The organism is Alphaproteobacteria bacterium (assembly GCA_019695395.1).
Lineage (GTDB): Bacteria > Pseudomonadota > Alphaproteobacteria > JAEUKQ01 > JAIBAD01 > JAIBAD01.
This window is the reverse complement of record JAIBAD010000005.1, coordinates 31956-58445: the sequence shown is the minus strand read 5'-3', so window position 1 is coordinate 58445 and position 26490 is coordinate 31956. Positions and strand designations below refer to the sequence as shown.

Genomic DNA, 26490 nt, shown 5'->3' with positions numbered 1-26490 from the left:
ACATGGGTTATATGTGATCGTTTTATTGATTCAACCCTTGTTTATCAAGGATATGGACAAAATATAGATAAAAATTTAATCGACCATTTAAATAAAATAATTATAGATGGATTTCAACCTGATCTTACTTTTATTTTAGATTTGCCTGTAGAAAAGGGGTTAAAAAAAGCACAAAATCGATCCCAAAAAGAAAATAGATACGAAGAAATGGGACTTTCTTTTCATAATAAGTTAAGTGATGCTTTTAAAGTTATTGCCCAAAATAATCCAGAAAGATGCCATATAATTGAAACAAATCAACCTATGGAACAAACAGCACTTGCAATTCAACATATTATTCAAAAAAAATTTAATCTTTCTATGGTTTAATTATGTTTGTTTTAGGACACGAAAATATAAAAGATACAATTAATAAACTATATAAAAATAATCAATTGCCCCATACATGGTTGTTTAATGGAATAGAAGGTATTGGTAAGGGTACGCTTGCCCGAATATTAGCCTATAATCTATTGTCTGAACCAATGTTAGGTTTAAACGTAAATGATGATAGTATTATCTGGGAAAAACCTGAAATTTTTCATCCAGATTTACTTATTATTGAAAATAAAAACACAGATGAAAATACAGCAAATTCAAATAAAGAAATTACGATTGATAAAGTAAGAGAAATTAATGATTTTCTTTATTTAACGCCAAACAAAAGTAAATGGCGTATTGTAATTATTGATGCTGTTGATCATTTAAATAAAAATGCATCTAATGCGCTGTTAAAAATTTTAGAAGATGCCCCCAAACATGTATGTTTCTTTCTGATCAATCATTCTATAGGATTAGTTTTACCAACAATTAAATCCCGGTGTTTCACGTTAAAATTTTTACCATTGCAAGAAACAATAATAAAAAAACTTTTGGCTTCTTATTTAGATGATACTCTTGATGAATCTTACCAAAAAACTTTATATCACCTTTCAAATGGTAGTATAAAAAAAGCTATGTTTTTACATGATATAAATATTATAAATTTTTTTCCCTATATTGAACAGGCAATATTATCCAAAGATTATAACTATTTGTTTTTATCCACAATGGAAGAATTTTCAAGCAAATATAATTCAAAGGATTTTTTTAATATTTTATTGTATGCTTTACAACAGTGGCTTGAAATTATAATAAAGTCCAAGTCCCATATCACGGACCCCATTACTCAAACATTTTTTGATTTAAATAAAATAGATCTATCAAAAATTTTTGATCATGAAATATGGGTATTATTTGATAAAATTAAACAACTCCCCCATCAAATAAATCTTTTAAATTTTGATCCACAAATGATATGGATTGATTTAGTATCTGATTTTAGAAAAGTATTTAAACTGGTATAAAATAATGTCACAAACTAATAATTCTTTTTATATTACAACCCCTATATATTATGTAAATGATACCCCGCATATTGGACATGCTTATACAACATTAGCGTGTGATGTATTGGCCAGATTTGCACGATTAGATGGCAAAGATGTTAGATTTGCAACTGGAACTGATGAACATGGGCAAAAAGTTCAAAAATCAGCAGAATTGGCTGGAATAGATCCACAAACATTTACAGATAAAGTTTCAAAAAATTTTCGTGATTTGGCAGATACATTAAATTTTAGTTATGATGATTTTATTCGTACCACAGAATTAAGACATCAAAAAGCATGTCAAACACTTTGGCAAAAATTAAAAAGCAATGATCAAATTTATCTGGATAGTTATAAAGGTTGGTATGCAATAAGAGATGAAGCCTTTTATGATGAAAGTGAATTGCGTCTTAATGCAGAGGGTAAAAAAATAGCCCCCAGTGGGGCAGAGGTTCAATGGTTAGAGGAACCCAGTTATTTTTTTAAATTATCGAATTGGCAAAAACCTTTGTTAGATTTTTATAAAGAAAATCCAGATTTTATTGCGCCCACAAGCCGTAGGAACGAAGTGATTAAATTTGTTGAAAAAGGATTACAAGATCTTTCTATATCGAGAGTAACGTTTAAATGGGGGATACCAGTACCGGATGATCAACAGCATATTATGTATGTTTGGCTTGATGCTTTAACCAATTATTTAACCGTTGCTGGTTATCCAGAAATTAAAAATCCAGATTTTAAAAAATTTTGGCCAGCCACATTACATATGATAGGAAAAGATATATTGCGTTTTCACGCCGTATATTGGCCAGCCTTTTTAATGGCTGCCCAATTACCCTTGCCCAAAAGGGTTTTTGCTCATGGATGGTGGACTAATGAAGGTGAAAAAATTTCTAAATCCCTGGGCAATGTTATTAATCCTTTTAACCTCGTTGAAAAATATGGTCTTGATCAGACACGATATTTTTTATTGCGTGAAGTTCCATTTGGAAATGATGGTGATTTTTCACATCAAGCGATTTTAAATAGAAGCAATAGCGAACTCGCCAATGACCTTGGTAATCTTGCCCAACGTGTTTTATCCATTATTAACAAAAATTGTAATGGTGTCGTTCCTGAATGCGAGCAAAAACTTGAAAGTGATAATGATTTATTAAATCTATCTGAACAGCTTTTAAATAACGTTAGAAAAGAATTATTAATTAACCAAGCTTTTCATAAATCTTTAGAAAGTATTTTTGCTGTCGTGGGTGCTGCTAATCGTTATGTTGATACGCAAGCCCCATGGAATTTAAGAAAAAATGATTTAAATAGATTTCATACGGTTTTATATACCTTAGTTGAAGTGATCCGCCGTTTAGGAATTATTATTCAACCTTTTATCCCACAATCAGCTAATCTTTTATTGGATCAAGTAGGACAAGAAAAAAATGAACGAAACTTTAATTTCTTTCATATACCTATAAAATCTGGGATTATTTTACCTAAACCTATGCCAATTTTTCCAAAAATTCTTTTAGAAGAATAGGGTATTATGCTAATTGATAGCCATTGTCATCTGGATTTAATAAAAAAAGATATTGATCTTGATCAAATTATAAACAATGCCCATAATTCTTCTGTCAATGTTTTGTTAACAATTTGCACAAGTAGACATAATTTTAATGATATCCATCAATTGACAGAAAAATTTGAAAATGTTTTTTGTTCAATTGGTACCCATCCCCATGAAGTCGAAAATGAACCCTTTGATTTAGAAACACTTGTTAATTTTTCCAATCAGAAAAAAGTTATCGGTATTGGTGAATGTGGATTGGATTATTATTATGACAATGCACCGATAGATTTGCAAAAAGAATGTTTTATGACCCATTTAAAAGCTGCCCAAATCACGGGCTTACCTTTAATTATTCATAGCCGAAATGCCGATCACGATATGATCGATTTGCTTACAGAATTTAATCAAAAACAAAAAATTACAGGTGTTATTCATTGCTTTACAGCAGGATCTGATCTGGCCCAAAAAGCTATCGATCTTGGTTTTTATATTTCTTTTTCAGGCATTATAACATTTAAAAATGCACAAAATTTACGTGATATAGCAAAAACCATTCCATTAGATAAAATTTTAATTGAAACAGATTCCCCATATTTAGCGCCTGTACCCAAAAGGGGCCAAATTAACCAACCAGCCTATGTTAAATATGTGGCAGAATTTATGGCAAATTTGTTGATGATACCTCTTAATGATTTTATTAAAATAACGCACGACAATTTTCTGAATTTGTTTAATAAGGCAGAAATAATATAATGAAAGTTACTATTCTTGGGTCTGGTGGTTCTGGCGGTGTACCTCTTATTAACGGCAATTGGGGGAAATGTAATCCCAATAACCCAAAAAACCGAAGACGTCGTGTATCTTTACTGGTAGAAATTAAAAATAAAGTTATCTTAATTGATGCATCCCCCGATTTGCGAAGCCAATTATTAGATGCAAATGTCAAAAAATTAGATGCAATTCTTTTTACCCATGCACATGCGGATCATTGTCATGGGATAGATGATATACGTTTTATGCCACGACCTTTAAAGGATCAACCTTTTAATTGTTATGGTGACCAAGAAACTATAGAAGAATTAAAAATTAAATTTAATTACATATTTAATCAAACACATAAAGGTTCATGGAATTTATATAAACCATTTTTAAATCCACATATTGTAACAGAATCTTTTTATATTGATGATATCGAGGTAATTCCATTTGAACAAAATCATGGACCAAACACCAAAACTTTAGGGTATAGAATTGGAAATATGGCTTATTCAACTGATGTTGTGAAAATACCAGAACAATCTTTCCAATATTTACATAATTTGGATTTATGGATTGTCGATTGTTTATTATGGGAAGCACATCAAACACATGCGCATGTTGACCTTGCCTTAGAATGGATTAAAAGGGTTAAACCAAAACATGCTGTACTTACACATCTTGGGACTTTAATGGATTATGATGAATTGAAATCTTATTGTCCGCCCAATGTTGAACCAGCCTATGATGGCTTGAATTTTACTTTAGTATCATAATTCCTAATTGTAATTTTAAATTCAGTTTTAATCGTCAATCCAAGCTTATTAAACTTAATCTTTAATAATTTACAAAATGTTATATTAAAATTTAAATCCGCAGATTTCCTGGTATTTTTCATGCTATTTGTTTCCAGAATATATATTATGCGAAATTATGATATATATTAAATCAATTCATGAAGACACTATTTTTACATTCCTTTCTATTCTATCTCTTAATGATCTGTTTATTTAAAATCAAAAAATATACTACATATTAGTAAAAGAAAAAAAATGGAAATACAAAAATATAAAATTGACATGGTTTGTAATACTGAAGAATTTTTTATCCGTACGCTTCATGGTCTACGTCCAATACAACCTACTGATCAAAAATCATTAGGGGTTTTACATTATCATGCATATTACGGAACAGTAGATGATGATGGAGAAACATGTGAAGAAGCAATAACTGAAGCTGAACACACCTTGATTGGTCAATACGGTGCTCAATATTTAATTAGACATAGCCTTCATCAATTATATCTACAAGATTACGAAGCATTAAATCTTTTTGTTACAAATACGAATTTGCCTGCTGTAAATTTATATCATAAACTTGGTTTTAAAGAAAAATTAATCAGTTTTAATCCTTAAAAATATCCCCTATTCTTTAATTGATAAGCTGCAATTTCTTTAATTCCCGCGCTTGATATTCATCCACCATACTATCTATAGCAACTCTTAAAGTTGGGAGATATTTATTAATAAAATCCCACATTAAATGATGGTCAATGTTTCGATAGCCATTCTGTAAAATCTGATGAATTTTTTTAAATTCATCCCAAGGTACACGTGGGTAAAATATTTTTTGTGTTTCTGGAATGTTATTATTAGCTTTTAATATAATTTCAAAACACCGTTCAACAGCCTGATGAACCATAGTATTTGATTCATAATATGAAAAATTTCGGCCAGCTAAATAATCTTGGATTTTATCAATTGCCTCTGACACATCAACCAGGCAAAAATAATATTCTTTATTAGTTGTAGTTCCGAAAGATAAAGACATTGGTTCCTCCGCTTTTTTTATTTAATATTTTACCGTTTTATTATGTACTCGGTAATTGCCTGCTACATAGGTATGAAAATCTTTAACCATAAAATTATATGTTGTATAAAACCCATCTACAGGTATCATTTTTGGGACTGGTACAAATGTGCCATCTGCAAGCACAAGGCTATTTTTTTCTGTAAATTGCGCAATTTCCCTATATCTATTACCTGGTGTAAGAAATGGATGAGATGGTGTTACTTTTAATCCATCTAAATCATATACAAAACAATCTTCATGTTTAAATGTTTTTAAAACTTTTGTTGGGATCAATTTTTCTAATCCTTTAAAAGACATAACCCAATCACCTACTTCAATATCTTCAATTGGTTTATAAGTCCCATCTTCCATTAAAATTGGCGTTCCTTGACCAAAACACGCATCTTGCTTAACATAACGACAGCGGTACAACAAAATATTTCCTCCAAATTAATTTTATTTATTTAAAAATATATATATTCCAATAAATAATTTATATGTTCTAAATAAACTTTTATCAATAATATTAAATTTTTTTGAAAATATATAAATTGGCTATCATTATACTATATATTGTGTTCAGAAAAAATAAAATTACCATTAGGTAGTTGTTATGGTTTTGATACAAAAAAACAAATATTTTAGTCAAAAAAAATATTTTTTATTATTTATCAAAAATTTTAATCAAACTTGATGTATCCAAATGCCCCATATTTTTATTTTGCAACAACGCATAAAATTGATCAATAAGAGCTGTTATTGGTAAAGCAATATTATTTTGCTGTGCCCGGGTAAGACAAATTGATAAATCTTTACGCATTAAATCAACAGCAAACCCAAAATTGAATTCACCATTAAGCATCGTTAGCAAACGATTATTCATTTGCCATGATTGTGCCGCCCCCTCAGATAAAGCTTCCAGTATTTTTTTGCCATCCAACCCTTCTTTTTGGGCAAAGGTTAACCCTTCTGCTAAACCTTGAATAACGCCTGCAATACAAATTTGGTTGATCATTTTAGTTAATTGACCATTTCCACTTTTACCCATCCATACTGATTTTTTACAATAACAATTTAATAAAAATTTGGTTTGATTATAAACGGACTGCTTACCTCCAACCATACTTATTAATTGGCCTTTTTCTGCGCCAATTTGTCCTCCCGAGACAGGGGCATCCAGAAAAGATTTATTATATTTGCTAGCTTCTTTTGCTAAAGTTTCTGCCAAAGTGGCTGATGCTGTTGTATGATCAACAATAACTAATTTCTTTTTAATATGGGGTATTATACCATTTTTTCCGAGCATCAATTCATACATATCGTTATCGTTTCTAACACAGGTAAAAACAATATCTGCTTCTAAAGCAACTTCTTTTGCTGACAACACATAGGTACCTTTATATTTTTTCACCCATTTTTTTGATTTATCAGTTGATCTGTTATAAACAACAAGATTATGACCAGCCTTTGATAGGTGGCCTGCCATTGCTGATCCCATTACCCCTAATCCAATAAACCCTATTTTATATTTTTTTGTTATCATTTATTTTCCAATCTCTTCTAATGAAATTATTCCTGGAATTTCTCTAATTGAATTTCGGGCGGCTATTGATAAAAACCAACATTGATCCAACACTATTTGAATTTTTTGCTGACGCGTTTTTTCTTCAAAAAGAATATAAATTTTATTTTTACCAGCTGGTTCATTTGATAAAAATTCTTTCAGCGATTGAATTGCCTGTTCATTTGATACGGTAATTCTATAATCTGTCACCATTTCATTAATTAATTTATCCAAGGCTTGTACATTATTTATTGTAAGCCGTGCTTCATCATTTTCATAACGTACATCCATGGTAAGCAAAACTAATTTACCAGGTTCTAGTAATTCTCTAAAACGTGATAAAATATCTGAAAATGCCAAAGCTTCATACATACCAGCCGCATCAGAAAATTGAATAAAAGCGAAACGATTACCTTTTGCAGATCGACGTTCCTGTTTACTAATAACGATACCCGCCATTTTAATTTTATTCTCAAGCTTTTCTGTTTGCAAAGAGGTAGATGTGACAATTTCAAAACGCGTTAGACTAGAAGAAAAATCATCTAAAGGATGGGTAGAAAGATAAAAGCCTATCACATCAAATTCTTTATTTAAACGTTCAATGCTTGGCCAATCAGCACATTCCGGTAAATGTAAATTTGAAACCTGAGATTGGTCAAAATTATTAAAAAGTAATGATTGATTTGATTGATTTTGATCTAAACGTGATTGAGTTTGGGCTTGTTTAAGTATTAAATCTACATGGTCAAAAAGTTGTTTACGGTTATGATTAAGATTATCAAAGGCACCCGCACAAATTAAACTTTCCAATTGTCTCTTATTTGGTATTTTATTTCCAAGTCTTGATATAAAATCATTTAAATCTTTAAATATTCCTACCTCTTCACGAATATTAACTAACTCTTCCATAACACCAACACCTACATTCTTTATAGCTGCTAGGGCATATCGAATAGCAAAACCCTGGTCTGTTTGTTCAACCTTAAAATTACTAAAACTATGATTAACATCGGGGGGTAATAGTTTAAAATTTAAACGACTTAATTCTTGACGAAATGAATTTAATTTATCTGTATTTCCTATTTCATAGGTCATGGAAGCCGCAATAAATTCCAGGGGATAATTAGCTTTAAGCCATGCGGTTTGATATGAAATAAGGGCATAAGCCGCCGCATGGCTTTTGTTAAAACCGTACCCTGCAAATTTATTAACTTGTTCAAAAATTAAATCAGCTTTATCTTTTGCGATATTATTGTGGGCAGCACCTTCAATAAATTCTTTTCTTTGGGCAGCCATTTCTGCTTTATTTTTCTTACCCATGGCACGTCTTAAAATATCTGCTTTAGCCAAACTAAAACCTGATAAAATTTGGGCAATTTGCATAACTTGTTCTTGGTAAATAATAATACCATGCGTTTCTTTTAAAATAGTTTCTAATGATTTATGCAAATAATCTGGTTTTTCTAATCCGTGCTTACAGGATATATAACGTGGTATATTATCCATAGGACCCGGGCGATAAAGCGCAACAACCGCGATAATATCTTCAAAACGGTCGGGTTTTAATCGACGTAGGACATCCCGCATCCCAGAACTTTCAAGTTGGAATACACCCATTGTCTCCCCTTCCCCTAAAAGAGAGAACGTCAATTGATCGTCCATAGGAATATTTGTTAGATCAAGATCAATACCCCTATCTTTGATCATCTCTAGAACTAAAGCCAACACTGTTAACGTTTTTAAGCCTAGAAAATCAAATTTTATTAACCCAGTTTGTTCAATATATTTCATATTAAATTGGGTAACCGGCATATCTGATCTTGGATCACGATAAAGGGGAACTAATTGATAAAGGGATCTGTCAGCGATAACAACCCCAGCAGCATGGGTGGACGCATGCCGATATAAACCTTCTAATTTTAAGGCAATTGAAATTAATTTATGGACATTAGCATCTGTTTCTTGTGCTTGTTTAAACTCAGGCTCTTGGGTGATGGCTTCATGTAAGGTTAAAGGATTAGCAGGATTATAAGGAATTAATTTACATAAACGATCAATTAAACCAAAGGGTAATTGTAAAACTCTGCCAACATCACGCAATACTGCACGGGCTTGAAGTTTACCAAAGGTTATAATTTGCGCAACACAATCTTTTCCATATTTATCTTGCACATATCTGATAACTTCATCTCGCCTATTTTGACAAAAATCTATATCAAAATCAGGCATCGAAACACGTTCAGGATTCAGAAATCTTTCAAACAATAATCCCCAACGTAAAGGATCAAGATCAGTAATAGTTAAAGCCCAGGCGACAACTGAACCTGCCCCAGAACCCCGCCCTGGACCCACAGGTATATTTTGTGATTTTGCCCATTGAATAAAATCAGATACAATTAAAAAATAACCTGCAAAACCCATTTTTGTAATGACATCAAGTTCATATTCTAATCTTTCTTGATATATTTTTTTACTATCAAGTTCGTTTTTATTAAGAGTAGAAAGATAAAAATTTTTATTTGTTAATCGTTCTTCTAAACCTTGGCGCGCTTTTTGATATAAAAATTCGTCTTCTTTGATATTTTGGCCAGAATTAAATTTCGGTAAAATAGGTTGCGAAGGTTCAATAATAAATGAACAACGCTTTGCAATATTAATTGTATTCTCTATACTTTCCGGTAAGTCAGAAAATAATTGGTTCATTTCAGCTTTAGATTTAAAATAATTATTTTCTGTGACGCGATATCTATTGGCGTCATTAATATATGTGCCTTCAGAAATACATAATAAAGCATCATGCGCTTCATAAAAAGAAGGGTCGGAAAAAAATACCTCATTTGTTGCAACTAAAGGTAAATTTAAATCATAGGCAAAATTTATAAGATGTTCTTCTGTAACTATTTCATCTTGCAAACCATGGCGCATCAATTCAACATAAAGATGCTTGGGAAAAATTTCTTGTAAAAATTTAAGTTTTGCTAAAGCTGCATCTATTTGATTATTTTTTATATAACGTGAAATTAATCCCTTTGACCCACCGGTAAGAGCAATTAATCCTTCGTTATAATGGGCAAGATCGCTTAGTTTTATTTGTGGATCTGTTTCTTCTTTATTATTAAGAAATGAATTACTTACAAGTTGAATTAAATTTTGGTATCCTATTTTATTTTTTACAAATAAAACAAGATAATCAGGTAATAAAGTTATATGGGAGGCATTATTGGTTTTAATATGATTATCTTCATTTGTAATGGCCAACTGGCATCCAATAATAGGTTGAATTCCCGCTTCTTGGGCATAAAGACAAAATTCAAAAGCACCAAATAAATTTCCTATATCTGTTACACCAACCGCAGGCATAGCATGGTGAAGTGTTAAATCAATAAGATTTTTTGTAGTCAAAGCGCCCTGGGATAAAGTATAGGCTGAATGAACTCTCAGATGAATAAACTCTAAATCAGACATTTAAATACTTATTTACTTTCCTAAATACAAATTTTTTGCCATAAATTTTACCATAAATTTTGATTGCATAATTCATTACAAATCTTGTACCTATTGAATATCTATCATATAATCTTTTGCTTTTAGTTTAAATGTACAATAATATTAAACTAAAATTTATTTTTATGCATTAGTGAGTCAGTTTATATGAAAAAATCTTATATTATTCCTTTAATTGTTATCGTGGTTTTAATTTTATGGCTATTATCTGGACAGTTTAGTAACCATCAAACAAATACATCAGATGTACAAAAAAATCATAATGCTAATGGCAATACCCCAAATAACAATTCAACTTTACCGCAAGTTCGTGTTCAAAAGCAATTAGCGCAGACGCATACCGTATCTCTTATATTACGTGGCCAAACCTATGCGAACCGCGTAGTTCAATTAACTGCAAAAACAGCTGGAACAATATCTAAGATCGTAAAGGAAAAAGGTAATAAAGTTACAGCAGGTGAACTTGTTGCCGAAATTAACAAAGCAGAGCGTGCTGCCAAATTGCGCCAAGCCAAAGCTTTATTAGATCAAAGACAAATAGAATATAATGCATCAAATAAAATGTTTGCAAGTGGGTACCGGGCAGAAACTGCTTTTGCAGATTCCAAAGCAAGATTTGAAGAAGCAAAAGCGTTAGTTACACAATTAGAAATTGATATTGATTATACCAATATAACAGCCCCATTTGATGGAATTTTTAATGAGAAACAAGTCGATGTTGGAAGTTATGTAAGAATTGGTGACCCTATTGCAGAATTTGTTGATCTTGACCCTCTTCTTACAACAGTACAAATATCTGAAAGAGATATTCATCTTATTAAAATTGGTGATCCCGTTTCCATTAAGCTCCTCAATGACCAAATATTTCAAGGCAAGATAAGTTATATTTCGTCAACCGCAGACGAAAAAACCCGTACCTTTAAAATTGAAGCTGAATTTCCAAATCCTGATTATAAAATTCCTCAGGGATTATCTGCTGAATTAAGTATTCCGTTGACTGATGCCAAAGCACATTTAATTTCCCCTGCTCTTTTAACATTAGATGATAAAGGCGTTATGGGTATCAAAATAATTGATCAAAATAATACGGTTAAATTTATTCCTATCACTGTAGCGGAAGATACGCTAGAAGGTATTTGGATAACAGGCCTGCCCGATGAAATTACTCTGATCACTGTGGGTCAGGAATTTGTCAAAGATGGTGAAAAAGTCACCCCTGTTTATAATACTACTGCTTCAAATTAAAGAGTAATATCCCTGTGAAAAATATTATTAATATTGCTATTTCAAATACCCGTACTGTAATCACAGCTTTAATTTTATTGATTATAGCTGGGGGAATTACTTTTAACAGTTTGCCTAAAGAATCCGATCCGGATGTTCATATCCCAATTATTTATGTATCCATGATCTTATCAGGTATTTCACCTGAAGATTCTGAAACCCTCTTGTTAAGGCCCATGGAACAAAAATTACGTGCTGTTGAAGGTATTAAAGAAATGCGTTCAACTGCATATCAAGGCGGGGGCAATGTTATATTAGAATTTGACGCCGGATTTGATTCAGAAAAAGCTTTGCGTGATGTACGACAAAAATCTGAGGAAGCAAAACCAGATTTACCCGATGAGGCTGAAGAACCGGTCGTAGAAGAGGTTAATCTTAGTTTATTACCAATCCTAGTTGTCAGTGTTGCAGGTGATGCCCCCTACCGAACATTAGTAAGTTTATCAAAAAAACTGCGCGATAAAATTGAAAGAATTGATAGCGTTTTAAAAGTAGAAATCAGCGGCGACCGCGAAGAGGAAGTTGATATTATTGTAGATCCTTTATTACTGGAAAGTTATGGATTAGATGCAAATGATATATTCAATCTTATCGGGCGCAGCAATCGATTAGTTACAGCAGGTAATCTTGAAACAGGGCAAGGTAGTTTTGCCATCAAAGTACCAGGATTATTTAAAAATGCAGAAGATATTCTTGATATGCCCTTGAAAATTAATGGTGATGCTGTTGTCAAGGTACGTGATGTTGCCACAATCCGAAGTACATATAAAGATGCCCAAAGCTATGCCCGTATGAACGGAAAAACAACCATAGGGTTAGAAGTATCAAAACGTAGTGGTCAAAATGTTATAGAAACAATCGACAAGGTAAGAGCTGTAGTCGATGAAGAAAAACAATATTGGCCCCCTACAGTTCAAGTTAGCTATTCGTCCGATGAATCAGTTGAAATTAAACGTATGTTGGTGGATTTAGAAAATAGCTTATTAATTGCTGTCATATTAGTGATGATCGTTATTATTGGGTCACTTGGACTGCGAAGCGGATTACTTGTGGGTACCGCCATACCTGGATCCTTTCTTATCGGTATTTTAGTACTAGCCCTGCAGGGATTAACGCTAAATATCGTTGTTCTCTTTAGCTTAATTCTGGCTGTGGGTATGTTAGTTGATGGGGCCATTGTTTTGGTTGAATATGCAGACCGCAAAATGGTTGAAGGCTATGGCAAGATGGAAGCCTATAGATTAGCGGCCCATGCCATGTTCTGGCCTATATTTGGATCAACCGCCACAGTTATTGCAGCATTTTTGCCTCTCCTTTTTTGGCCAGGTACGGTTGGGCAATTTATGAAATTTTTGCCTTTAACGCTGGTTGCAACTCTGGGTGCTTCGTTTTTAATGGCAATGTTTTTTGGACCAGCCTTGGGATCGGTTTTTGGTAAAACAATCGGTGCGGAAGAAATAGCAAAAATGAAAATATTAGATTCTGGAAGTATTACGGATCTAAAAAATTTAAGAGGTTTTACAGGCTGGTATGTGCGGGTTTTAGATAGGGCCCTTAATAATCCCATTAAAGTTTTATTGGTTGCTTTTGTGGTTTTAATTGGGGCATGGGTTGCCTATTCAAAATTTGGAAATGGTGTAGAGTTTTTTCCCAATATTGAACCAGACCGGGCATCATTACAAATTAGAGCGCGCGGCAATCTTTCTTTGGATGAAAAAGATATTTTGGTCAGAGAAGTTGAAAAACAAGTTTTTGCTGTTCAAGAACAAGGACATGAATTTAATGCCATTTATACGGTAACACGTGGGGGCAATCCTGCTATGCGCCGTGACATTGCCGAAGATGTTATTGGTATCATACGTCTAGAATTTGCAGATTGGCAAAAAAGAAGAAAAGCCGTTGATATTTTAGAAGAATTACGCCAAAAAACAGCACATTTAGCCGGTATCATAGTTGAACCCAGTGAACAAAAACAAGGTCCCCGTTCTGGTAAAGATATTGATATAACCTTGTCTTCAAGATTTGCGGAACTTCTGCCCCCTGCTGTCGTTCAATTAAGACAAAAACTTGAATCCATGTCGGGATTACAAGATATTGAAGATACAAGATCCGTACCTGGAATTGAATGGGAAATTAGCGTTGATCGTTCTGAAGCTGCAAAATTTTCGACAGATATTACAAGTATTGGGAATGCTATTCAATTTGTAACACGTGGTTTAAAATTCAGCACGTACCGACCAGAAGATAGTGATGATGAAGTTGATATTGTTGCTAGATTCCCTGAAGAATTTCGAACAATTAAACAGCTTGATAATATTCGCGTGGGAGAAAATAATTCTGTTCCTATCAGTAATTTTATTAAACGGGATGCAAAACCAAAAGTTGGTGTTATCGAAAGATTAGACGGGGAAAGAATTTTACATGTTAAAAGTAATGTTCAACCTGGTGTTTTAATTAATGATAAGGTTAAAGAAATCCAAAGCTGGATTAGCCAAGCTAATTTTGATTCACGTATTAATATACAATTTAAAGGTGATGATGAAGAACAAAATAAATCACAAAAATTTTTAACTGGTGCGTTTATGGCCGCACTTGCTTTAATTGGGATGTTATTGTTGGCCCAGTTTAATAGTTTTTACAATACTTTATTAATTTTAAGTGCGGTTATCATGTCAACCATAGGTGTTATGATTGGCCTGCTTATTATCAATCAACCTTTTGGTATTGTAATGAGTGGCATTGGTGTCATCGCACTTGCTGGTATTATTGTCAGCAATAATATTATTCTTATCGATACATTTGAACATATAAGACATGAAACAGGTTCTGTCAAAGAAGCTATCATCAGAACGGGGGCGCAGAGATTACGGCCTGTGCTCTTGACAAAAATTACAGCTATTTTAGGATTGTTACCCTTAGTGATAGGATTAAATATTGATATCTTTACAAGAGAAATATCGATTGGGGCACCTGCGACGCAATGGTGGACACAACTTTCGTCTGCAATTGTTTTTGGTCTTTCTTTTGGAAGTATTTTAACATTAATTGTGACCCCATGTTCTTTAATGTTAAAATTTATTGTAAGAGATTACGCAAAGAAAATATTTAGAAGATAATTATATAATATTTTAATTATTTATATTATCTTTTGGATCCATAATTTGTGTATGAATTGATGGGTTTATAGATAATTTACGGTACGCATTAAAGCTTATTGGAATACAGATAATATATAAGCTTCCCATAATAATCATGGTAAGCCATGGCATACTTACCAATAATGCTGCCAATACCCCCACTATTAATAAAGTGGGTAAAACAAAATAATAAGGAATTTTAACGCGTTTAAAAGAAAAAGTTGGTATTTTAGAAATCATTAAAAAACTGATACACGTCATAAATAATCCAACGAATAAAGGTGCTTTAATAAAACTGGCAGAAAATTCAAAACTTGCAATCATAGGCATTAAAGTTAAATAAGCAGCAGCAGGTGTTGGAATACCATAGAAAAATTTCATCGTTATATTATAATTATCCCTGTTATCTAAATGTGTATTAAACCTGGCTAAGCGAAGGGCGCAACATACTGCATAAAATAAAGCAATAACCCACCCTATACCCCCTGCGATATAAAGGCTCCATTGATAAAGAATGATGGAGGGTGCAATCCCAAAGGATACAAAATCACATAATGAATCAAGTTCTTCACCAAATTTGCTTGTGCTATTCAGCATACGCGCAATACGCCCATCCAAGCCATCCAAAACAGCAGAGAAAAATATGGCCATTACCGCAAATTCCCAGTGGTTCTGAAGGGCAAGTTTAATGCTGCTTAATCCTGAACAAAGTGCAAGCACAGTTAAAATATTAGGAATAAGTCTATTAAGAGATTGATCTCTAAATTTGTGAATATGTTTTTTACGCATTAATTTTTATATAGTACTATTTTCTTCAAGTGATACGGGTATCTGCGCAATGATTGTTTCACCAGCAACCATAGTTTGCCCTATTTCAACAAGAATTGGAAAATGATTTGGTATGTATAAATCCACCCTACTTCCAAATCTGATAAGCCCAAATCTTTCACCTTTAGAAACAGTTTGATCAATTTTTAAATAGCATACAATACGTCTTGCAACCAATCCTGCAATTTGTACGAACGCAATTTCTTGGTCATTATCGAGTTTTAATTTGACCATTTGACGTTCATTAAATTCACTCGCTTTATCAAGTGACGCATTAAAAAATTTTCCTGGTTTATAAACCAATTCTGTTATTTTACCTGATGCAGGGATACGGTTGACGTGAACGTTAAAAATGTTCATAAAAATGCTAATACAAATATGTGGCTCTTTTTTCATACACAATTCTTCTGGTGGTAATATATGCCTAATATTTTGAACTACGCCATCAGCTGGGCTAATAATCCCGTTAAAATTATCACTATGAATACGTTCTGGATCACGAAAAAAATAAATAATCCAAAGTGTTATCAATAAACATGGCCACACAAGGGGTGTCCACATTAAAAAGAAAACAAAGGTAATAAAGGCTGCAAAACCTATAAAAGGCCAACCTTCTTTATGAATGGGGACAAAAATATCTTTTAACATAGAACCATTATAACCAGAATTCGTAAATTATTAAAATAAATTAAGCCACCATCAATAAAAAGTACAGCCTATAAAATATAAGTTCTTGAATTTGGTTTTAAAGTAATAAGATTTTTATAGCCTATAAGTTTTAGAAATATTTTATGGTATATTTGTTTGCGGTACATACTCACCCCTAAAAGAATTATTGGGGATAGGATCAACCCAATCTTTTATTTTCTGTACTCTTTTAATCTGATTTGGGGACAATCGATCAGATTGCATAATATTTTTACGGCTCATGGGTTTAGTATATCGATTGACCATCCATTTGGTTGTTGCAATCACCATTCTGCTATAGGCCAACCTTTGGGATGGGGTTAAAGAAACATCAGAATTATTAAGTAATTGATATGCTTTTTTAACGATACCATTCGCGCGATCAGTTAAAATATCAGAATATAAATGTTTGGCGCGTTGATATTTTTGGAAAAATTCTTCCTCTTCATTAAGCCAAAGCATTATTTGATCTAAATTTGGAAATTCATCCCCCAAATTTTCTAATTCATAACCCTGGGCAATTTTTATACAAATTTTTTGGCCAATAACCGGATCATAGGGGATATTTTTAAAATTATCTGACATGGCAATTCTTTCTGGTTACAAACAGTTTAATAGGACTCATATTATTATAGGCTTATTCCTATCATATTTTTGTATGTTTGTCCAGTACTTTTTTAAAATTATTAAGGGATAAGAGAAAAAGCCAAGAAAAATAAGGATCTTATAGATAACCTCTTATAACAATTTAAGGTAAAAAGACCTTTCATTTTTAAAAAATGAAAGGTCTTTAAATTTAATTTCTTATAATTTAGAAAATGGATTATGTATAGAAAGCACTAGATGCTGTAAGCAATACAGAAATTGTATCTGTTTTTTGTGAAGAATTGACAACTTGACTAAAAGCTATAGCGTTATCGTTAAATGCTGCCATTAATGAGTTAAGTTGTTCAACGGTGGCTCTATCATAAGCATCAGTTGATATTTCTAAAGATATTAAATTATTAGTTTTTGTTTCTACGATTGGCATAATTGTATCTCCTAAACTATTAATGTTTTAATTAGTATTTTTTTATTATAAAATAATTTTAATAATATTTTTTTATTATAAAATCAATATCTTTTGAGCAAAAAATCAAAAATTTGATGATGATGCTATCAGTGATAATTTAGAAGAGCTCTTATTTTGTACATATCAACTACTTGGCTTTATATTTATTCGGCGTATGGAGTAATTATAAGATGCATATCGAAAACTAACAGAATCCAATCCACTTCCGCTATTGACAGTATCCATACTGATACATGATCCTGCATCTATACTATCATTGCCGTTTCCGCCATAAAGAATGTCATTTCCATCACCACCATTAATATTATCTTCATCCCCATCTCCATAAATCACATCATTACCATTATTACCTTCAATAATATCATGCCCATTTCCGCCATAAATTATATCATCATCTGAATTGCCATCAATTTGGTCATCCCCACTCTCACCCCAAATAGTATCACGATCACTTCCACCATAAATTTTATCATTACCATCCGCACCCATGAACTTATTAGATCCACAAAAATCTAATATTAAATCATCGCCATTACCTCCTTCTACCTTACCACCACTTAATCCTGAAATAATGACATCATTACCATCTCCACCATCGATATCATCTGATAAATCACCACCTGTAATAAAATCATTTCCACCTAACCCTAAAAGGTGATTATAATCATCCACTTTACCAGTAATCACATCATCTGCTGCTATTCCAGTTTTATAATAGTGAGAATAAGGTGAAAATATTAAAAACCATTAAATGAATTTTTATGCTCACTTATATTTAGTGAATTATTTTGATGAATTACTTTTTTAACATTTTTCTGCAACTTTGTTTAACTGACATGAAATTCCCTCATAAATTTATCATTAATGTTATTTATAATAATATTTCATATCATAAATTAATTTAATAACAATAATTTTATATTAAAGATTGTTAACGTTTTGAACAAGTTTAAGTTTGCTTTACTATTATTTACCAATCCTATATGTATAGATAAGCAAAACATTAAAAAATGAGTACTTGCCTTATAAAACAAGCAATAAAGTCAAATCTTTAAATATGTCCAAAACATTATCCATTTGTGTATATTGCGGTTCAAGAACCGGGAATAACCCTATTTTAGCTGAAAAAGCTATAGAATTAGGTAGGCTTATGGCACGTCATAATATCCAACTTATTTATGGGGGGGCACGCATCGGTATTATGGGGGGGATTGCCAGCTCCATTATGGAACATAATGGAAAAGCAATTGGTATTATTCCCCATCATCTCGATGAAACAGAGGTTGCTAACAGGGGTATTAGCGAACTTCACATTGTTGATGATATGCATATAAGAAAACGTCTAATGTCCGAAAAAGCAGATGCTTTTATTATTATGCCCGGGGGTCTTGGGACATTAGACGAAACATTTGAAATGTTAACATGGAAACAATTAGGGCTTCATAACAAACCCATTATTTTTTACAATATGCTTCAATTTTGGGATCCTTTATTAAAATTAATTCACTATATTGTGGATAATGGCTTTGCAGAAAAATCAACTTTTTCTTTTTACGAGGTTGCGGATAATATTAATGACATTATGAAGATTATCCAATCTCATTTTCCATTTATTGAACTATAACGAGGGTACTATGCAAAAAATTAAAGTGAAAAATCCGGTTGTGGAATTAGACGGTGATGAAATGACACGTATCATATGGGATTTAATTAAACAAAAACTTATTCTTCCCTACCTTGATATTGATCTTAAATATTATGATTTGCATATTGAAAACCGTGATAAAACAGATGATTATGTGACAATTGAATCAGCGGAGGCCATTAAAACATATGGGGTTGGTGTCAAATGCGCAACCATTACCCCGGATGAAGCACGCGTTCAAGAATTTAACCTAAAAAAAATGTGGAAATCACCAAATGGTACAATTCGTAATATTTTAAATGGGACGGTATTTCGCCAACCCATCATTTGTCAAAATGTACCACGATTGGTACCAAGTTGGACGCAACCCATCATTATTGGCCGTCATGCTTTTGGGGATCAATACCGCGCCACAGATATAAAAATTAAAACACCTGGAAAATTAATTTTAAAATTTATCCCAGATAATGGAAGCCCAGTTGAAGAGCATACCATTTTTGATTTTAAAGAATCTGGTGTGGCATTGGGTATGTATAATCTTGATGAATCAATCAAAGGATTTGCCAGATCATGTTTTAATTATGGATTAACCTTAGGTTGGCCCGTTTATCTTTCAACTAAAAATACCATTTTAAAATCATATGATGGAAATTTCAAAGATATATTCCAACATATTTTTGATACAGAATTTGCCAAATTATTTAAAGAAAAAAATATTACCTATGAACATAGGTTGATTGATGATATGGTCGCGTGCGCAATGAAATGGAATGGTGGGTTTATTTGGGCATGTAAAAATTATGATGGCGATGTTCAATCAGACTCCATCGCCCAAGGTTTTGGATCGTTAGGGTTAATGACCTCTGTTCTCTTATCCCCAGATGGTAAAGTTGTCGAAGCTGAAGCGGCCCATGGAACTGTTACAAGACATTACCGCGAACATCAAAAAGGTAATCCTACCTCCACCAATCCCATTGCCTCAATTTATGCATGGACACGTGGATTATGGTATCGCGGAAAATTTGATCAAACACTGGAATTACAAAATTTTGCAGAAAAGCTTGAAAAAGCGTGTGTTGATACGGTTGAAAATGGATTTATGACAAAAGATTTAGCCTTATTAATAGGTCCTAATCAAAAATGGCTTACCACCGAACATTTTTTAGATAAAATTAAACAAACTTTTGAAAAATCATTAGCCTAAAATATTAGATTTATTGAAATTTAGATTTATACCTATGACCTGATAGATTAAAATTTATCAGGTCTATTTTTTACCTGGGCTGATTTAGTTTGGTTATTGAGATTTTAAAATCTCATTTTCTATGGCTTCTATACAATCTTTTATTTTTTCAGGTTTATTTCCACCAGCCTGGGCCATATCCTTGCGTCCACCCCCGCCTTTGCCACCCAAAATTTCTGCCCCAAGACGTACCAATTTAACAGCATCAAATTGATGGGTTAAATCATTTGTCACCGCAACAATAAGTGAAATACTGGTATCAATTTGATTAATAAGTAAAATAATCCCTGAACCAATCTCTCTTTTCAAAGTATCAGCAATACCTTTCAAATCCTTTGGCTGCTCATTAAGTTGCAAAGAAAAAAGTTTAATCTTCCCAATAATTTTTTCTTCTTTGTTATTTTGTGTTTTGTTAGAGGATATTTGCACCGGTTTATTTTTTAACATTTTATATTCTTCTAAAAATGTATTAATTCTCGAGGCAAGATTTTCAGGATTAATTTTAAATTTTGTTGCAAGATCATTAATAATTTTTTGCTGGTCACGTACATATAATTCAGCATAACGACCGGTTACAGCCTCTATCCTTCGGACACCTGATCCTACCGAACTTTGCCCTGAAATTTTGAAAAAACCAATATCCCCTGTTCGATTAACATGCGTACCCCCACAAAGTTCTGTTGAAAAGGGGCGTGTATGATCATCTTCATGTCCCATACTGACAACTCGTACTTGGTCTGCATATTTTTCAGAAAATAGGGCAAGTGCACCTTGATTAATAGCATCCTTTGTTTCCATAAGTACCACATTGGCTTTGGTATTACGGCGAATTTGTTTATTTACCTCTTCTTCAATTTTTGCTATTTCATCTTCAGTTAATGGGGAGTTATGGCTAAAATCAAAGCGAAGTTTATCAACCTCAACCAATGATCCTTTTTGGGTTACATGCTTGCCTAAAATTTTGCGAAGTGCTTGATGAAGCAAATGGGTTGCCGAGTGATTGGAACGTAAATTATTACGGCGTTCTTTATCTATCTTCATAGTAACGGTTTGATTGACGTGAACCGTACCTTTAATCACTTGTCCATAATGAATATATAAACCATCTACCTTTTTATGGGTATTGGAAATAGAAATTAACAAACCATTTATATCTGTTAATGTACCTTTATCCCCAACTTGTCCCCCAGATTCAGCATAAAATGGCGTTTGGTTGGCAATAACAATAATATCGCTACCTGTTGGGGCTGTTGAGACTTCTTTCCCATCTATACATAAAGATAAAATTTTACCTTCTGTTTCGTCTGTTGTATATCCCAAAAATTCTGTCGGTCCATATTTTTGGTACAAATCAAACCATAAGTTTTCTGTTGTTTTTTCACCCGATCCAACCCATGCCTTTCTGGCCTGTTCTTTTTGCTGATTCATAATTTGATTAAACGTGTCAAGATTAACAGCCAAATTATGGCCACGTAAAATATCTTGGGTCAAATCAAGTGGAAATCCATAGGTATCATATAATTTAAAAGCAACCTCACCCGATAAAGATTTACCTGAACCTAATTTTTTTATTTCTTCATCTAATAATTTTAATCCTCGGGCCAGTGTTTCTTTAAAACGGGTTTCTTCAAGTTTTAAGGTTTCAACAATTAAATCTTGGGTTTGTTCAAGTTCAGGATAAGCTTGTCCCATAACATTGATTAACGTTGGAACCAGTTGCCACATAAGGGCATCTTGATAGCCAATTTTATGAACATGACGCATAGCACGGCGCATAATTCTACGCAAGACATATCCCCTACCCTCATTCGAAGGTAAAATACCCTCCGCAATTAGGAAACATGATGATCTAATGTGGTCTGCAATCACGCGGTGTGAATTTTTATGTGTACCATCAGGATCTGTTTTGGTTAAGGCTGCTGAATCTTCAATTAAACTTCTGATACTATCAATATCATAATTATCGTGCTTACCTTGCAAAACAGCTGTCAAACGTTCTAATCCCATACCTGTATCAATAGAGGGTGATGGTAAATTAATACGCTGTTCTTTGGAAATTTGTTCATATTGCATAAAAACAAGATTCCATATTTCAATAAAACGGTCCCCATCGGCATCAGTACTTCCAGGTGGGCCACCGGGAATATCTGATCCATGATCATAAAATATTTCCGAACATGGACCACATGGCCCTGTATCCCCCATGCTCCAAAAATTATCGGATGATGCTATTCTAATAATACGTTTTGTATCTAATCCAGAAATCTTATGCCATAGATTATAGGCATCATTATCATCATGATAAACAGTAATAGATAATTTATCTTTATTAATACCAAGTTCATTAGCAATAAAATTCCAAGCAAGGTAAATTGCCTGTTCTTTAAAATAATCCCCAAATGAAAAATTACCCAGCATTTCAAAAAATGTATGGTGACGGGCTGTATACCCCACATTTTCCAAATCATTATGCTTTCCACCTGCTCTGATACATTTTTGTGCTGTAACCGCACGTTTATAATTTCTTTTTTCTAAGCCCGTGAATACATTTTTAAACTGTACCATTCCTGCATTTGTAAAAAGCAATGTTGGGTCATTTTGGGGAATTAACGAACTGGATGATACAATTTCATGATTATGACGGCGAAAATATTCTAAAAATTCCCGCCGCAAATAATTAGCTGAAAACATAAATTAATTCCAAAAATCTATGCGCTTTCTTCTTCCAGATTGGAGTGGCCTTCCATCATATTTCCCGCAATCAGTCCTGCATTTTGGCGTATAGCTTTCTCAATATTATCTGCCATGGTTGGATTATCGCGAAGAAACTGTTTGGCATTTTCCCGACCTTGACCAATGCGCTGATTGTTATGGGAAAACCACGATCCAGATTTTTCTACAACACCTGCAGCAACACCTAAATCAATAAGCTCACCCATTTTGGAAATACCTTCTCCATACATAATATCAAAATCAACCACACGGAAAGGAGGGGCCAATTTGTTTTTTACAACTTTTACCCTTGTTTGATTACCAACCACCGTTTCACGTTCTTTAATGGCACCCGTGCGTCTTATATCCAATCTTACGGATGCATAAAATTTTAAAGCATTACCACCTGTTGTTGTTTCTGGATTACCAAACATAATACCGATTTTCATTCTAATTTGATTAATGAAAATAACCATACATCTTGATCGTGAAATAGATGATGTCAATTTTCTTAAAGCTTGGCTCATTAATCGGGCTTGAAGACCAACATGGGTATCACCCATTTCACCTTCTAATTCTGCCCGTGGGACTAAGGCCGCCACGCTATCAACAACCAAAACATCAACAGCACCAGAACGTACCAAAGTATCCGCAATCTCTAACGCTTGTTCACCCGCATCAGGTTGCGAGATAAGTAAATCTTCGACCTTAACACCTAATTTTGTGGCATAGGCTGGATCAAGAGCATGCTCCGCATCAATAAAGGCACAGGCACCCCCAGTTTTTTGTGCTTCCGCAACAACATGAAGTGCCAAAGTTGTTTTCCCAGAACTTTCCGGTCCATAAATTTCTACAATTCTGCCTCGTGGTAATCCCCCAATACCTAACGCAATATCTAAACCCAAAGAACCTGTAGAAATTGATTCTGTTTCAATGACCTTATCTTTCTGTCCTAATCTCATGATTGAACCTTTACCAAATGCGCGTTCGATTTGGCCCAAGGCTGCCTCAAGTGCTTTCAATTTATCCATATGTCTTGCTTTCTTATAAAAAACAGTTAGTCAAAATAGTATAAAGAATTAAATAAATATTGCATCATAAATAATAAATATCTTTATTTGTTAAATGCATTATTTTGATTGATGTAAGACCTCTTTAACTTTACCAACAAGTTGTTTCAGATTAAAGGGTTTACCTAAAAAATGAATATGCATATTTTCATCCAAACGCTTTCTAAATGAATCCTCTGCATAGCCTGAAATAAAAATTACCTTAAGCGCAGGTTTTAAATGGCTGACTTCATGAATTAATGCAGGACCATCTATACCTGGCATGACAACATCGGTAATTAAAAGATCTATTTGATTTTTATGATCTTTAACATCATCCTTAATGATTTGCAAAGCTTCTTCACCATTTCGTGCTTCTAAAACTTTATATCCTTTATTTTTCAAGGCACGGGCACTAAATAATCTAACGGCGTCTTCATCTTCAACTAATAATACTGTTTCAAACCCTGTTAAGTCCGATGTATCTTTATTAGTTGTTTCAATCTTTGAGGATAAATTATCAGGTTGGTCAAAACGAGGAATAAAAATTTCAAAACTCGTCCCTTTACCAATAGTACTTTGGACAAAAATAAAACCATTTGTTTGTTTTATTATACCATAAACTGTTGATAATCCAAGACCTGTTCCCTGCCCCACCTCTTTTGTTGAAAAGAATGGATCAAAAATTCGATTAATAATATTAGGATTAATACCACTACCTGTATCCGTAATTTTTATTAAAACATAATCACCAGGAAGTATTGTTTCATTGTTTCTAATTTCAGGTTGATTTATGCTACAATTACTTGTGACAATTGTTAAAGTACCACCTGATGACATAGCATCTCTGGCATTTACTGCCAAATTAATAATAACTTGTTCAAGCTGACTTGGATCTACCTTAACTGTATAAAGATCAGAACCATGGATCATATCTAATTGGATACTTGACCCTAATAATCTTCTTAACAGATGGGTTAATTCGACAATAACATCTGTCACCAAAATTATTCTAGGTTGTAAGGTTTGTTGTCTTGAAAATGCCAAAAGTTGCCGCACTAAATTTGCTGCACGATTAGCATTCTGTTTTATTTGCATAATATCCGCAAATGATTGGTCCCCTGGTCTATGACGCATAAGTAAGAGATCACAAAATCCAATCATGGCTGTTAGCAAATTATTAAAATCATGAGCAATACCCCCAGCCAATTGGCCAACAGCTTGCATTTTTTGGGACTGGCTAATTTCAGATTCTAATCTTCTCTGTTCTGTTGTATCTACAAAATGGGCTGTTATACCCGTACCATCATACCAAGGTGACAAATATAAAAGTGCGGTGCGATTATGATCACCTATCATTTTTACTTCAAAAGGTAAAATACATTCTTGGCGTGAAATAACCTCCTGAATAGCATCTGTAACGGATTTGTGGTTTTCAGATTTAATATAATGAGTAAATAAATTTTGCTGTTGATTTTTTGTATGATGAGCAAGACGATAAAATGCAGCATTGGCTTCAATAATTAAGCCCGCGGGATTAATAAATACCACACCCACAGGTGCTTCTTCAAAAAGTTGCTGATAAAGTTTCTTTTGATTATATTGGATTTCCGAAGTTCCATCAGAATTATTAAAAATAGCAAGACCAATAATAAAATCTTTTTGGTCATCTAAAATATTATGAAATTGGATATGATCACAACATAAAGATTGTGTATACCCATCATCCGCTTTGATCTTTGTTTTTTGGTAAGAAATTTTATAGTTAATAAAATTTTGTTCTAAATAATGGTCGTCACTATTTAAAAAAAAATCAAAAAAATTTATTTTTTGATCTTGTTTTTCAAATGATTGTTTTGATATCCCAATTTTCGAAATTAAAAATTGATTACAATAAATAATATCTTTTTCTTTATTAAGTACATAAAGACCTATGCCCAATTTGGCGCAATAATTACCAATCTTTTCAATATTATGTTGAGCTTTTCTATAAAGGTTAAAATCATTTGCTATCCAAATTTTATGGTTTTTATCTAAATTATAAGAAAGAAAAGACCAATTTTCTTCCGCACTCTTTAAAAGAGAGTTGCTATAAAATTTGTTTATCATCACAGTTTTATTATGTTGATTTGTAATTTTTATAGGTAAAGAGATTTGATCAAAAATTTTTAAAAATAATTTTTATTTTTTA

22 protein-coding genes are annotated in these 26490 nt (G+C 32.8%); 10 read left to right on the top strand and 12 right to left on the bottom strand.

Annotation, left to right across the window (positions count from 1 at the left end):
- The 6 genes from K1X44_01785 to K1X44_01760 form a co-directional block, all read left to right on the top strand.
- Window positions 1-369, top strand: a 369-nt coding sequence (locus K1X44_01785; protein MBX7146020.1) for a thymidylate kinase, incomplete at its 5' end; no start/stop codon positions are given.
- A gap of 2 nt (window positions 370-371) precedes the next feature.
- Window positions 372-1385: an AAA family ATPase gene (locus K1X44_01780; protein ID MBX7146019.1), complete on the top strand. Its 1014-nt coding sequence runs from the start codon at window positions 372-374 to the stop codon at window positions 1383-1385.
- A 4-nt stretch (window positions 1386-1389) separates the two neighbouring features.
- Window positions 1390-2937 carry a methionine--tRNA ligase gene (gene metG, locus K1X44_01775; protein MBX7146018.1) on the top strand — a complete coding sequence of 516 codons (1548 nt, stop codon included), beginning with the start codon at window positions 1390-1392 and terminating at the stop codon, window positions 2935-2937.
- A gap of 6 nt (window positions 2938-2943) precedes the next feature.
- On the top strand, window positions 2944-3720 hold the full coding sequence (locus tag K1X44_01770; protein ID MBX7146017.1) for a TatD family hydrolase: 777 nt from the start codon (window positions 2944-2946) through the stop codon (window positions 3718-3720).
- Window positions 3720-4499 (top strand): MBL fold metallo-hydrolase, encoded by a 780-nt coding sequence (locus tag K1X44_01765; protein MBX7146016.1) that lies wholly within the window; start codon window positions 3720-3722, stop codon window positions 4497-4499. The genes K1X44_01770 and K1X44_01765 overlap by 1 nt, the downstream gene beginning before the upstream one ends.
- A 303-nt stretch (window positions 4500-4802) precedes the next feature.
- The gene (locus K1X44_01760) at window positions 4803-5138 is read left to right on the top strand and encodes a hypothetical protein (GenBank protein ID MBX7146015.1); all 336 of its coding nucleotides are present in this window, start codon (window positions 4803-4805) and stop codon (window positions 5136-5138) included.
- Between the two features lie 16 nt (window positions 5139-5154).
- Here K1X44_01760 and K1X44_01755 read toward each other — a convergent pair whose 3' ends face one another.
- The 4 genes from K1X44_01755 to dnaE all read right to left on the bottom strand — a co-directional run bounded on the left by K1X44_01755 (window position 5155) and on the right by dnaE (window position 10603).
- Window positions 5155-5553: a DUF86 domain-containing protein gene (locus K1X44_01755; GenBank protein ID MBX7146014.1), complete on the bottom strand. Its 399-nt coding sequence runs from the start codon at window positions 5551-5553 to the stop codon at window positions 5155-5157.
- A gap of 21 nt (window positions 5554-5574) precedes the next feature.
- Window positions 5575-6009: a hypothetical protein gene (locus tag K1X44_01750; protein MBX7146013.1), complete on the bottom strand. Its 435-nt coding sequence runs from the start codon at window positions 6007-6009 to the stop codon at window positions 5575-5577.
- 229 nt (window positions 6010-6238) lie between these two features.
- On the bottom strand, window positions 6239-7117 hold the full coding sequence (locus tag K1X44_01745; GenBank protein MBX7146012.1) for an NAD(P)-dependent oxidoreductase: 879 nt from the start codon (window positions 7115-7117) through the stop codon (window positions 6239-6241).
- A complete protein-coding gene (dnaE, locus tag K1X44_01740) occupies window positions 7118-10603 on the bottom strand; it encodes a DNA polymerase III subunit alpha (GenBank protein MBX7146011.1) in 3486 nt (1161 codons plus the stop codon).
- A gap of 186 nt (window positions 10604-10789) precedes the next feature.
- Between dnaE and K1X44_01735 the strand changes: the two genes are divergently transcribed.
- Both K1X44_01735 and K1X44_01730 read left to right on the top strand, forming a co-directional pair.
- A complete protein-coding gene (locus tag K1X44_01735; GenBank protein ID MBX7146010.1) occupies window positions 10790-11887 on the top strand; it encodes an efflux RND transporter periplasmic adaptor subunit in 1098 nt (365 codons plus the stop codon).
- A 14-nt stretch (window positions 11888-11901) separates the two neighbouring features.
- On the top strand, window positions 11902-15042 hold the full coding sequence (locus K1X44_01730) for an efflux RND transporter permease subunit (GenBank protein ID MBX7146009.1): 3141 nt from the start codon (window positions 11902-11904) through the stop codon (window positions 15040-15042).
- A 12-nt stretch (window positions 15043-15054) separates the two neighbouring features.
- Here K1X44_01730 and pssA read toward each other — a convergent pair whose 3' ends face one another.
- From pssA to K1X44_01705, 5 genes are all read right to left on the bottom strand, one after another.
- A complete protein-coding gene (pssA, locus tag K1X44_01725) occupies window positions 15055-15852 on the bottom strand; it encodes a CDP-diacylglycerol--serine O-phosphatidyltransferase (GenBank protein MBX7146008.1) in 798 nt (265 codons plus the stop codon).
- A 6-nt stretch (window positions 15853-15858) separates the two neighbouring features.
- Window positions 15859-16539, bottom strand: a complete 681-nt coding sequence (locus K1X44_01720; protein MBX7146007.1) for a phosphatidylserine decarboxylase — start codon at window positions 16537-16539, stop codon at window positions 15859-15861.
- A 141-nt stretch (window positions 16540-16680) separates the two neighbouring features.
- Entirely contained in the window at window positions 16681-17163 is a 483-nt protein-coding gene (locus K1X44_01715) for a hypothetical protein (GenBank protein ID MBX7146006.1), read from the bottom strand.
- Window positions 17164-17401: 238 nt separating this feature from the next.
- Complete coding sequence (locus tag K1X44_01710) at window positions 17402-17608, bottom strand: hypothetical protein (protein ID MBX7146005.1); 207 nt, start codon at window positions 17606-17608, stop codon at window positions 17402-17404.
- A 165-nt stretch (window positions 17609-17773) separates the two neighbouring features.
- Window positions 17774-18337 carry a hypothetical protein gene (locus K1X44_01705; protein ID MBX7146004.1) on the bottom strand — a complete coding sequence of 188 codons (564 nt, stop codon included), beginning with the start codon at window positions 18335-18337 and terminating at the stop codon, window positions 17774-17776.
- A 370-nt stretch (window positions 18338-18707) separates the two neighbouring features.
- Between K1X44_01705 and K1X44_01700 the strand changes: the two genes are divergently transcribed.
- Both K1X44_01700 and K1X44_01695 read left to right on the top strand, forming a co-directional pair.
- The gene (locus tag K1X44_01700) at window positions 18708-19274 is read left to right on the top strand and encodes a TIGR00730 family Rossman fold protein (protein ID MBX7146003.1); all 567 of its coding nucleotides are present in this window, start codon (window positions 18708-18710) and stop codon (window positions 19272-19274) included.
- A 10-nt stretch (window positions 19275-19284) separates the two neighbouring features.
- A complete protein-coding gene (locus K1X44_01695; protein ID MBX7146002.1) occupies window positions 19285-20499 on the top strand; it encodes an NADP-dependent isocitrate dehydrogenase in 1215 nt (404 codons plus the stop codon).
- A gap of 93 nt (window positions 20500-20592) precedes the next feature.
- Here the strand turns inward: K1X44_01695 and alaS are convergent, their stop codons facing one another.
- The 3 genes from alaS to K1X44_01680 form a co-directional block, all read right to left on the bottom strand.
- Window positions 20593-23229, bottom strand: a complete 2637-nt coding sequence (alaS, locus tag K1X44_01690; GenBank protein MBX7146001.1) for an alanine--tRNA ligase — start codon at window positions 23227-23229, stop codon at window positions 20593-20595.
- 17 nt (window positions 23230-23246) lie between these two features.
- Window positions 23247-24281 (bottom strand): recombinase RecA, encoded by a 1035-nt coding sequence (gene recA, locus K1X44_01685; protein ID MBX7146000.1) that lies wholly within the window; start codon window positions 24279-24281, stop codon window positions 23247-23249.
- Between the two features lie 99 nt (window positions 24282-24380).
- The gene (locus K1X44_01680) at window positions 24381-26408 is read right to left on the bottom strand and encodes a response regulator (protein ID MBX7145999.1); all 2028 of its coding nucleotides are present in this window, start codon (window positions 26406-26408) and stop codon (window positions 24381-24383) included.
- Window positions 26409-26490: the final 82 nt, after the last annotated feature.